The sequence below is a fragment of the Flagellimonas eckloniae genome, from assembly GCF_001413955.1.
In the GTDB taxonomy this organism is placed as follows: Bacteria; Bacteroidota; Bacteroidia; order Flavobacteriales; family Flavobacteriaceae; genus Flagellimonas; species Flagellimonas eckloniae.
Map to the genome: position 1 here is coordinate 1,243,664 of NZ_LCTZ01000002.1, position 11,091 is coordinate 1,254,754.

Sequence of the window (11,091 nt, forward strand, 5' to 3'; positions counted from 1 at the left end):
CAAATGAAAAAGAACCTACTATTGATTTTTTTATTGTATTCCATTTTCTTCTATGGTCAGGAAGAAAGCAGGATACAAAGCATAAAAAACAATCTTGAAGTACTATCAGTAGATAATCCCGGGCTTTCAGAAAACTTGAAACTTGACATCAACGTAAACAGTGTATCGCTTTCCAATTTTTTACTTGCCGTATCCCAAGTACACAAAATAAATATCAATATTGATCCCGGATTGCAAGGAATCAACATCGTAAATAATTTCTCAAACGTAACGGTGGCAGATTTGCTCGTATTCCTTTGTAAGCAATACGGTTTGGATATTAATTTTACAGGTAATATCCTCTCCATCCAAAAATTTCAGTCTCCCCCAGTGGTTGTTCCGGAAAAAGAAGTTGTTGTGGCCTTTGATGCCTTGAACAATCTTATTTCCATGGATCTAAATGGGGATACCTTGGAAAAAACCTTCCGTAAAATCATTGACATTTCCGGGCAAAATCTGTTGTACAATAATGGAATGGAAACTATTCCTTTGACCCTATACCTCAAGAATGTACCTATTGATCTGGCAATGGAAAAACTTGCGGAGACCAACAATTTGAAATATTCAAAGTCCAGGGATGGTTTTTACCTTTTTGATCGGGTCATTCAAAACAACGGGAGTTCAGGTGTCGCAAATCGAGGGAATAGGGCTTTGGGAAATAACAATTTCTACTACCAGGTATTGGATACCGTAAATAGAATATTAAATGTAGATTTCGATAATGTTCCTATTGCTGCAATTGTCAGGGACATAAGTTTAGACCTTGACTTGGATGTATATGTGGCTACTCCTCTAACGGATGCTGGGAACATCAATTTCAAAGCAAAACAAATTTATTACGATGAATTACTGACAAAAATATTTGAAAGCAAGGCTACTTCTCCAAATACTGGGAATGCTAATGTTTCGCCACGGCCTCAAAATCCCAATCGATCCCAAAACAGGGCATCACAAAATCCCCTTCCAAATACAACCACCGCAAGTTTTACATTTAAAAAAGAAAATGACCGCTATTTTTTTGGCACAGCGGACCAACTAAGCGTTCGAAAGTTGGAAGTCATACAAATGATGCATCGGTCCGTTGAACTATTGGGAGATCCCATGCAATCAGGTGGAGCAGGAAGAACAGCAGGAAGAACTGTCTCTGGGGGTGTAAATTATTTAGGGAATGGATTTCAAAATAGCAGTACAGGGTTTAACAATACGCAGGGTAATTTTGGACAAAATTCCAATAGCTCAAGAAGAATCAGTACCCAAACTAACCAATTTAACGACTATTCCTCACCCGCAGAAGCCATCGTAAATATCTTGCCAGATGATGTAGTTACCGACTTGGATGTCAAAATAGATTTTGAACTGAATAGTTTTTTGGTCAGCGGTCCAGCTGCCAATATCAATCGTTTCAAGAAATTCATCAAAGAGATAGATAAACCTGTTCCCGTGATTCTTATTGAAGTGATGCTAATTGAGGTTAGAAAGTCAGCTACAGTTGAGACAGGTATTAGTTGGGGAATTGGTGAAGAAGCTGTAACGACTACAGGTAACGTATTCCCTGAAACCGACTTAACCCTAGGTGCCAGTACTGTAAATAAAATTATTGGTGGTTTTGACGGGTTTGGCTCCTTTAATATTGGTAAGGTCGTTCCTGAATTTTTTGCAACCATTAAAGCCATGGAGTCCAATGGAAATATAAAGATTAGGTCTACACCAAAACTTTCCACCTTAAATGGCCATCGAGCCAACCTTTCTATAGGCGAAACCACCTATTATGTGGTAACCAGTCAGAATTTTTTCGGATCCCAGATACCCACTGCCTCTGAGATTCGAAACTTTCAGCCTATAGATGCACAACTCGCAGTAAGTATAAAACCACTTGTCTCGGGTAACGGCCAGGTGACCTTGGATATTAACGTAATACAGTCAGACTTCAGTTCCGAACGGATAGATGACGATGCCCCACCTGGGCTAACATCTAGGGAATTCAGTTCCATCATCAGAATGCAAAATCAGGATTTGGCAATTCTAGGGGGACTGGAGGAAAAAGTAAAAAATGACTCGGGCAGCGGTGTGCCCTTTCTGGCAAGAATCCCCATAATCAAATGGTTTTTTAGCAAGCGGATAAGAGAGGACAGTAAACAGAAACTCACCATTTTAATTAAACCAACGGTCATTTACTAGTGTTAGACTACATAAAAACATATTTTACCAAGGGAAATACCTTCTATGGATTGGAAATATATCAAATAGAAGGTACTACCCAGTTCCGGCTTTTACAAGTAATAAAAAAGAAAGGCGAGCTGGTCATTATGGATAGTCAAAGTTTTGGCGAATTGGAAATGCTTCCCTCCCTAGCCAAAGTCTCAGTTCCTATATATCTTATTTATAATACGGACAGTGTAATTACAAAACATGCAATATCCAATTTTGAAGACAGGGCAGCTGTGGAACAAGTTTTTCCGGGATTGAATTTTGAAAACTTCTTTTATCAAATTTCAAAGCTCAAAGACCTCCCTTGCATAAGCGTTGTCAAAAAACAGGATGTAGAAAATTACCTGGTACAATTAAAAAAAATGAAGTTTAATGTAGGGGGTTTTTCACTGGGTCCGTGCTCGTTAAGTATAATTGTAGACTATCTGGACAGTGATTTTATATTCACAAATACAGATAAGTTGGTCCTAAACGGTCTTTCTGATACCAATTTATCCATTTCAAAAAAAAACAGTTCTGTTTCAACATATAACATCAACGGATTGAGTGTCAAAAATACCGAGATAATGGCTTTTTCTGGAGTATTGAGTTTTTTGACTAGCAATACAATGAGAGCTTCCAATTTTAGCAATGTTGGCAGAAACCTGCAAAGCGAATTTGTAAACAGTAGGACATTTGGCATACTATTGCGTTCATCTTTGGGTTTTATATTATTGCTCTTACTCTCAAACTTTCTGTTGTTCAACTTTTATTTTGATAGGGTTCAATTGTCAAAAGAAAACTTGGCCTTTAAAAATGAGAACAAAAAGAATCTAACCATTGTCAGGAATCGGGTGAACGAAAAAGAAAAAAAAGTAGATGCTGTATTGTCCCTTTCAAACTCTAGAACATCATTTTATCTAGACAAGCTTGGTGCTTCACTCCCAAAAAGCATCCTCTTGACCGAATTGCTTTATCAACCACTCACAAAACCTATACAGGAATCAAAACCTATCCAGCTTGATGAGAATAGAATATTGGTTATGGGAACCTCCATAAGCAGTGAAGATTTTTCTTCTTGGATTACTCTTTTGGAAACAATTGAATGGATTACATCTGTGGAAACAATGGACTACGATTATAAAAATAAAAATACATCAAATTTTAAGATAAAAATCAGTGTCGCAGAATTTTAAAAATAAGAATATAATACTATTATTGTTTCTGTTTTTGGCTTTGTTGCTATGTTATAAATTAGCAATCTCCAATACACTTGACTTACGAAAAGAATACCTGTCCTTAAAAAAGGAAGAACGCTTATCTGAAGATATTCCGCAAAAATTGACATTACTGTCCAAAAAAGAAATCTATTTAGATTCTGTACTTCAAAAGTTGGACCTGAACAATACAGCCATGGAAAACAACTTATTGCGGGTTGTAAATAAGGAAGCTGCCGAAAACAACATAAAAATTATTGATTTTAATGCCCCGCATACCAGTGATAAAGATAACAGTCATGTTATGACTTACATTTTCACTCTTGAAGGGAGTTATGTTTCCATACTTAGGCTAATCCACGATTTAGAAACCAAAAGAAACTTAGGAAGCGTATCTCACTTGGAATTTGAAAAGAAAAAAGATTATAGAACCAAGCGAACATATTTACAGACCATAGTTTTTTTGGAACAGATAAAGTAGCTTTATCTGCGTTTATAAATCTTACCATTTTTCTATTTTTGGTATCAAGATTGAATCAAAAGTTCAAATTAAGGAATGCCTCAAAGACAATATCGAGTTTACGTTATAGAGTTATCGAAAAAGGTATTTACGGAGAGTACAAAGTTCCGAGCCGCAAATCCACAATTCAATGGAGTATTACAGTGCCTTTATGTTGGTATGACAAGTAAGACTCCGAGAGAACGATTTGAACAGCATAAGTCTGGCCACATAAATAAAAAAGGTCATAAACTTTCGTCAAATATCGTTCAAAAGTATGGCATGTATCTAAGACCCAGCCTTTACAACCATATAGATTCTATGTCAACAAGATCAGAAGCCCTTAAAATGGAAGAAAAGTTAGCTTTAGAATTAAGAAGACAGCGATATGCAGTATGGTTCAATTGATATAAACTAACGTAAGAAGCTATTCTGAATAGGATAAAATTAAAAAGTATAATTAAACGACTATTGAAAAAGGACATATCTAGGCGGTACCAATTGATTTAATCTTAGATATACGAGAATTTGACCTCTGTGATGGGTAATATGATTAGCGAGCAATAGTAATATCTGCCTCTTTGTTCTGTTTAAACCAAAATAATCCAACTTCTCATCGAATTCAGTAATGTCAAATTGTTTGATAAAACTAATGGTTTCATGAAATGTCTTATCAACTACCTTAATTATTTCCTTTTTAGATTTACTGGCAACTTTATACCTTGTATCCGTATTCCAATCCCTAGATTCTCTTCCGCCTAATAATGACTGAGTATGCCAATCCATTGCATACCCAATATGCAATAAATTTTCAGCAAAGCTTAGCGATTCTTGCGTGGGCCTAAAATTATATTTATCCTCTGGCATTGCATCTGCCACTTTAATGAGATACTTCTTAGAATTTTCAAATCGCTCCAAATATTCTTTGATAAAATCATTCCGCTGAGCTGTAAGAGGTGCCTTAAACGCGCAGAAAACCATAATTATAAAAAGTAATAAAATTTGCCTCATAATCAATTACTTTAAATATTAGAAATATTAAATAAACGGAAAAAGATGTCTGTTCAGTAGATTTATGGGTCTGATTTTGGTACTAGCACCTCATACATTAATATCACAGTTAAACTGCAAAAATAATTTCTACCCTCAAAATGAAAATCAATAGTTCAAATAAACGCGTATTTGGTAGGAAATAATTCCGTATAAATTCCTATTCAAAGAGCTTAAACCATAATAAAAACATCGCAAAAAGTTTAAAAACGAAAAAACCCCAGTAGAACTGAGGTTTTAAAATAGTGATCGCAGCAGGATTCGAACCTGCGACCGTCTGCTTAGAAGGCAGATGCTCTATCCAGCTGAGCTATGCGACCAGTAAGTAAATAAAAAAACCGAATCTTCCGATTCGGTTTTTGTCGGGGTGGCAGGATTCGAACCTGCGACCTCCGCGTCCCAAACGCGGCGCGATAACCGGGCTACGCTACACCCCGAAAAAAGTTATCTTTTATTTTTAAAAGAAAATTGCGGAGAGAATGGGACTCGAACCCATGCGACACTTACGCGTCGACAGATTAGCAATCTGCTCCGTTACCACTCCGGCACCTCTCCTTTAGTCTTTCTTTGTATAAGAACCTGCGCAAAACGCGGATGCAAAAATACCCTTTCATATGTAAGTTCGCAACTATTTTTTTACTTTTTTAAATCAAAAATTTCATTACTCCGGATACTCAACTCTCAGGTGATATATATTGGTCAATTTTTGTTTCAATACCTTTTTGATTACTTCTATTTCTTTCAATGTAATGTTTGCATTTAAAAATTGATTGGCCTGCATCTGCCCCCTAATAATCTTTTCCACAAACTCATCAATAATCAAATAGGTTGGGTTCTTTAAACTTTTGGAAGCAGCTTCAACAGCATCTGACATCATTAAGATTGCAGTTTCTTTGGAAAAAGGTATAGGGCCAGGGTATTGAAAGGCTTTTTGATCTACATTTTCCTCTATGCCCTGTTGCTTTTTGTAAAAATAGAAAACTGTTGTTGTACCATGATGAGTACGCAAAAAGTCAATTATTCTATCAGGCAATTTATTCTTGCGCGCTATTTCAATCCCTTCTATTACATGGTCTATTATAATTTTCGCGCTTTCTTTTGGTGGCAAATCATCATGCGGATTTACACTGGTTATTTGATTTTCTGTGAAAAAAGTTGGATTGTTCATTTTTCCAATATCATGATACAGTGCCCCAACCCTTACCAACATGGCATTTGCTCCAATTTCGTTGGCAGCTGCCTCGGCTAAGTTAGCCACTTGCAAAGAATGGTGAAACGTTCCTGGTGCCTTATCCGAAAGCTCCTTTAATAATTTAGAGTTCGTATCTGAAAGTTCCAACAAGGAAACATCGGATACCAATCCGAATATTTTTTCATAGATGTAGATCAAGGGTTGGGCAAAAAGAGTTAAAAGTCCATTTAATATAAAAACCCCGAACAATACCCATTCGATACTTTCAAAATTTCCCTCATGAATTATATGAAAAGCAAAATACCCAATGATATAAATCAAGGTAATCTGCCCTACTGAAATGAAAAGGTTGGCTCGCTTATAAAGCTCCGAAGCCGTTAGTATGGTAACAATGCCCGCAATGATCTGTAGAAAAATATATTCGAAGCTATTGGGCACTACAAAACCCAAAATAAGTACCGTTAAAACATGCACAAACAAACCAAGTCTGGCATCAAAAAAGTTTTTTAATATTAATGGAAGAATACATAAAGGTACAACATACACATAACTATCATTGTTTTTCACCATTAATGTGGTTGCAAAAACCATTAATAAAATGTTTACAAAAATAAAGGTGACCTTATTGTTATTTTTAAATATTTCGCTTCGATATCTCTTTAAAAACAGGAAAAGCATTACTAGAACCAAAGCAACCAAAATGGTGTATCCCAAAATGATATAGTAATAGTTGTTTCCACCCCACAGTTCTGACTCGTATTCTTCTTTAAGGGAATTCAATATTTTAAAATTTTCGGCCTCAACCACTTCTCCTTTGGCGATTATAAACCGACCTTCTGAAACATCTCCCCTCGTAAAAGAAATTTTGGATAGTTCTTCTTCCAATGCCTTCTCCGTAATTGCCTCATCATAAAATACATTGGCTTCAACTGCCTTAAATAATGTAGTCCTCAAAATTTCCTTTGCTGGGATATTGCTTTGGGATAAAATATTTGAAATCTCCTTTTTGGCTTTGGGCAAATCGATATAGTTTCCAGAGCCCAAAGGTCTTGCTTCATTATTTTTAATCAATAATATGGAACTCGTTGTGGGTTTATTTTGAAATACCCCCAGGGCATAAATACTATCTATCACTTCCAAGCCTATATTCAATACTTCATTTTGTTGTGAAGCTGAATAATTACTTTGTCCAAAAAAGGCCTTCAGTTCTTTTTGGATGGTTGCCTTGGCTTTTTCTTGTATCGAGGCATCAAATGTGTAGTAGTCAATTTTATTGTCTGAAAGCGATTGCTTTTCGTTCGCAATCTCATCTTCCGTCTTTTTTATTGAAAAATCAATGGGAGCATATAAATTCTCATACTGCCAGGGCTTCCCTTTTTGAAATTCATATTTGAACTTACCTCCCTTTGGAAAAAAGAATACGATCAACCCTACTGAAACGAAATAGAGAAAATACTTGTAGGCAAGTGATTGATGTTTGTAAACATTGTCCAAAGTCTTTCCCATTCTATGTAAGATATGCATCAAAAATAGAAAATATAAATAACAAGCATCCCACCTATTCTCTGTCATGGCTTTGCATTAAAATTTAGTATTTTCGCAACAGTAAAAATGTGTATATGAATGAAGTAGTAATCGTTTCCGCTACCAGAACGCCAATAGGAAGTTTTATGGGTGCGCTATCCACTGTACCTGCTCCTAAATTGGGCTCTGTGGCAATTAAAGCGGCAATGGAAAAAATAGGGTTAAAGCCTGAATTGGTAGAGGAAGTTTTGATGGGAAATGTTGTACAGGCCGGAACTGGACAGGCACCTGCAAGACAAGCTGCTATTTATGCTGGAATACCCGATACCGTGCCCTGCACAACTATAAACAAGGTATGCGCATCTGGAATGAAATCAATAATGCAAGCCGCACAATCCATTGCATTGGGTGAAAATTCAATAGTAGTAGCCGGAGGTATGGAAAATATGAGTCTTATTCCACATTACGCATATATGCGAAATGGTTTAAAATTTGGCCCAGCAACATTGGTGGATGGAATGCAAAAAGATGGCTTGGTCGATGTTTATGATCAGAATGCCATGGGTGTATGTGCAGATGCCTGTGCAACGGAGCATAAGTTTAGCAGAGAGGATCAGGACGCATTTGCAATACAATCTTACCAAAGATCAGCTGAAGCATGGAAAGCTGGAAAATTTAAAAATGAAGTTGTTCCTGTAGAAGTTCCCCAAAGAAGAGGAGAACCCATCATTGTTGGTGAGGATGAGGAGTTCAAAAATGTGAAAATGGAAAAAATTCCAGCATTGAGGCCGGCTTTTACCAAAGATGGAACCGTTACCGCGGCCAATGCATCCACAATAAATGATGGTGCTGCCGCAGTTGTATTAATGAGCTCTGATAAAGCAGCTGAACTAAATCTTACTCCTTTGGCCAAAATAAAAGGATATGCGGATGCCGCCCATGAACCGGAATGGTTTACAACTGCCCCAGCAAAGGCATTACCCAAAGCCCTGGACAGAGCTGGGGTCTCAATAAAAGACATTGATTTTTTTGAATTTAATGAAGCTTTTTCTGTAGTTGGTCTTGCCAATATGAAACTTTTAGGATTGGAGGACTCCAATGTGAATGTAAATGGTGGAGCGGTTTCTCTTGGGCATCCTTTAGGTTGTTCGGGAGCTAGAATCACAATTACCTTGCTCAATGTTCTTGAACAAAATAATGCCAAACTAGGTGCTGCGGCAATCTGTAATGGTGGTGGAGGTGCTTCTGCAATAGTTTTAGAAAGGATTTAATCACACTCAAGCCCACAAGTAAATGCAGTATGGTATTTGCCACCTTAGCATAGTTCCTATACGAATACTTCCAGATGATGTTGATGAAATGACCTCTCAATTGCTGTACGGAGAGCATTTTAAAATATTGGAAAGTAGAAAAAGGTGGAGCAGGATTAGAGTTGCTTTTGATGGATATGAAGGTTGGGTTTCCAATAAACAATTTACTTTTATTACGGAGGATGAATACCATCAATTGGAGAAACAAGAAAAACCTCAATTCTCTGCTGATATAATTTCGCATATAAGCTCTAGCAATAGCCTTCTTATTCCCATTGTTTTAGGGTCATCAATTGATGGTTCACGAATTCTAGAACATACTTTTGAAGGCGATGTTACTCCCAATGAAAATTCTAAATCCAACTTGATAAATACGGCACTTCTTTATGTGAATACTCCTTATTTATGGGGTGGAAAAACCCCTTTTGGTATTGATTGTTCTGGTTTTACACAAATGGTTTATAAAATAAATGGATACTCCTTAAAACGTGAAGCGGAACAACAGTCAAAACAGGGCGAAGCTTTAAGTTTTATTGAAGAAAGTGAACCGGGAGACTTAGCTTTTTTTGATAATAACGAGGGAATTATAGACCATGTCGGTATCATTTTAAAGGATAACTATATCATCCACGCCCATGGTCATGTTCGTATTGATCGTTTGGACCACACAGGAATTTTCAATGCCCACGAAAAACAGTATACCCATAAGCTTAGGGTGATCAAAAAAGTTATATAAAAAAAAGAGCCGCAAATATTTTACGGCTCTTTTTTTTGGTGGAAAACTTTTATTCTCCCAACAATTTTTTAATCCTCATAAAATTGTCATTATCTCCCAAAGCTCCATAAATGTTCTTTAGCTGAGATAAAACACCTTGATTATCAGGGTTTGTTTTAAGTGCATCCTCCAATATTCTAGCTCCTTCCAAAAACAAATCATCTTTTTTCTGTTTAAATTCTTCGTATTTGGCAATATCAGCTCTAGAATTTCCTAAAGAATTCATGTCATCAATAAGGGAATTACCCTCATTTACGTATGTAGTGGAAAGGTTCAATAATGCATTTATATAACCGGGATCTACAGCCAAAGCTTTATTGTAGGCATCTCTTGCTTCTTCAATATTTCCTTGTTCCATGTTGATTACACCTATATTGTAAAGTAAATCAGCGTTATCAGGGGCCATTTCAGATGCTACAGCCATTAACTCTTTGAACTTATCTTTATCACCCATGGTGTAGTATAAATTAGCCTCACCCAAAACAAGATTTACATCATCAGGATTCGCCCCTCTCGCATCTTTGTATGCATCCAATGCCTTTTCATTGTCTCCTAATTGCTGATATATCAGCGCAATATTCTTTACAATTTCAGCTGTCTTTGAAGGTGATTCTTCTTCTTTTGGATCTTTATGTGTCCCCGCTTTGATATAGAGGTCTCTAGTTGCCTGATCCATTGTCTCTACTTCTCCAGACTCTATATTTACCGCTGTATATGTAATTGCTCTACCGTCATATCCAAGATCTTTAAGCTCATTGTAATAAACCAGCGCTTTTTCATATATTTTTCCATTTACAGCACTACTAGCTGCATAATACAGATATGTAGTGTCTGAAGGACTCAATTTATAACCCATGTACAACTTTTCAGAAGCCTCCTCAAATTTTTGATTACTGTTATCATCAACAGCAGCATTTACCAAATCCGCTGTCATTTGAGATAATTTCTGTTTGGCAACGGACGTATACTTTGCTTTTCCACTTGCTTCTTCCATGGAGATTACCTTATTGAATGCATCAATAGCTGGTTGAAATGCTGCTCCATCTCCCTTTTTTGCCAAATCCGAATACACATTTCCCTTAAGGGCATAATATTGAACTTGTGTCTTTGCATCAGCAGCATCAATTAACGATGCAGCACCATCTAATGCTGTTTTGGCACTGGCTGCATCACCAACTTTAAATGCTTTTTCAGCTGCTTTGATCTCATTCTTTTGGGAAAACCCTATAGCGGAAATCCCTATAGCCAATAGTATTAAAACTCTAGTCTTCATTTTTAATATAATTATAATAATTAGT

The 11,091-nt window shown here is 36.6% G+C and carries 9 protein-coding genes and 3 tRNA genes; 6 read left to right on the forward strand and 6 right to left on the reverse strand.

Translation table 11 applies throughout. The features are described 5' to 3' along the window. Positions 1-3 precede the first annotated feature (3 nt). From AAY42_RS05385 to AAY42_RS18550, 4 genes are all read left to right on the forward strand, one after another. Positions 4-2,217, forward strand: a complete 2,214-nt coding sequence (locus tag AAY42_RS05385) for a type II secretion system protein GspD (RefSeq protein WP_055393114.1) — start codon at positions 4-6, stop codon at positions 2,215-2,217. Next, entirely contained in the window at positions 2,217-3,422 is a 1,206-nt protein-coding gene (locus tag AAY42_RS05390; RefSeq protein ID WP_055393115.1) for a hypothetical protein, read from the forward strand. The genes AAY42_RS05385 and AAY42_RS05390 overlap by 1 nt, the downstream gene beginning before the upstream one ends. Next, on the forward strand, positions 3,406-3,924 hold the full coding sequence (locus AAY42_RS05395; protein ID WP_139063660.1) for a hypothetical protein: 519 nt from the start codon (positions 3,406-3,408) through the stop codon (positions 3,922-3,924). The genes AAY42_RS05390 and AAY42_RS05395 overlap by 17 nt, the downstream gene beginning before the upstream one ends. Positions 3,925-3,999: 75 nt before the next feature. Next, positions 4,000-4,350 carry a GIY-YIG nuclease family protein gene (locus tag AAY42_RS18550; protein WP_055393117.1) on the forward strand — a complete coding sequence of 117 codons (351 nt, stop codon included), beginning with the start codon at positions 4,000-4,002 and terminating at the stop codon, positions 4,348-4,350. Between the two features lie 60 nt (positions 4,351-4,410). Here the strand turns inward: AAY42_RS18550 and AAY42_RS05405 are convergent, their stop codons facing one another. The 5 genes from AAY42_RS05405 to AAY42_RS05425 all read right to left on the reverse strand — a co-directional run bounded on the left by AAY42_RS05405 (position 4,411) and on the right by AAY42_RS05425 (position 7,690). After that, the gene (locus tag AAY42_RS05405; RefSeq protein ID WP_055393118.1) at positions 4,411-4,953 is read right to left on the reverse strand and encodes a DinB family protein; all 543 of its coding nucleotides are present in this window, start codon (positions 4,951-4,953) and stop codon (positions 4,411-4,413) included. 285 nt (positions 4,954-5,238) lie between these two features. Then, a tRNA-Arg gene (locus AAY42_RS05410) sits at positions 5,239-5,312 on the reverse strand. A gap of 42 nt (positions 5,313-5,354) precedes the next feature. After that, positions 5,355-5,429, reverse strand: a tRNA-Pro gene (locus AAY42_RS05415). Between the two features lie 34 nt (positions 5,430-5,463). Next, positions 5,464-5,547, reverse strand: a tRNA-Ser gene (locus AAY42_RS05420). Between the two features lie 106 nt (positions 5,548-5,653). Continuing rightward, positions 5,654-7,690 carry an HD family phosphohydrolase gene (locus AAY42_RS05425; RefSeq protein ID WP_055393120.1) on the reverse strand — a complete coding sequence of 679 codons (2,037 nt, stop codon included), beginning with the start codon at positions 7,688-7,690 and terminating at the stop codon, positions 5,654-5,656. 113 nt (positions 7,691-7,803) lie between these two features. Here AAY42_RS05425 and AAY42_RS05430 point away from each other — a divergent pair, with 113 nt between their 5' ends. Together AAY42_RS05430 and AAY42_RS05435 are read left to right on the forward strand one after the other, a co-directional pair. Then, positions 7,804-8,979 carry an acetyl-CoA C-acyltransferase gene (locus AAY42_RS05430; protein ID WP_055393122.1) on the forward strand — a complete coding sequence of 392 codons (1,176 nt, stop codon included), beginning with the start codon at positions 7,804-7,806 and terminating at the stop codon, positions 8,977-8,979. 22 nt (positions 8,980-9,001) lie between these two features. After that, positions 9,002-9,754: a C40 family peptidase gene (locus AAY42_RS05435; protein ID WP_055393123.1), complete on the forward strand. Its 753-nt coding sequence runs from the start codon at positions 9,002-9,004 to the stop codon at positions 9,752-9,754. Between the two features lie 49 nt (positions 9,755-9,803). On the opposite strand, the gene AAY42_RS05440 is transcribed toward AAY42_RS05435, so the two are convergent. Beyond that, positions 9,804-11,066, reverse strand: coding sequence for a tetratricopeptide repeat protein (locus AAY42_RS05440; protein WP_055393125.1), 1,263 nt, complete (start codon positions 11,064-11,066; stop codon positions 9,804-9,806). Positions 11,067-11,091 lie beyond the last annotated feature (25 nt).

Excerpts from the sequence above, each read along its gene's own strand:
- AAY42_RS05385 (WP_055393114.1), top strand. The coding sequence starts at position 4 with ATGAAAAAGAACCTACTATTGATTTTTTTATTGTATTCCATTTTCTTC.
- AAY42_RS18550 (WP_055393117.1), top strand. The coding sequence starts at position 4,000 with ATGCCTCAAAGACAATATCGAGTTTACGTTATAGAGTTATCGAAAAAG.
- AAY42_RS05405 (WP_055393118.1), bottom strand. The coding sequence starts at position 4,953 with ATGAGGCAAATTTTATTACTTTTTATAATTATGGTTTTCTGCGCGTTT.
- AAY42_RS05425 (WP_055393120.1), bottom strand. The coding sequence starts at position 7,690 with ATGGGAAAGACTTTGGACAATGTTTACAAACATCAATCACTTGCCTAC.
- AAY42_RS05430 (WP_055393122.1), top strand. The coding sequence starts at position 7,804 with ATGAATGAAGTAGTAATCGTTTCCGCTACCAGAACGCCAATAGGAAGT.
- AAY42_RS05435 (WP_055393123.1), top strand. The coding sequence starts at position 9,002 with ATGCAGTATGGTATTTGCCACCTTAGCATAGTTCCTATACGAATACTT.
- AAY42_RS05440 (WP_055393125.1), bottom strand. The coding sequence starts at position 11,066 with ATGAAGACTAGAGTTTTAATACTATTGGCTATAGGGATTTCCGCTATA.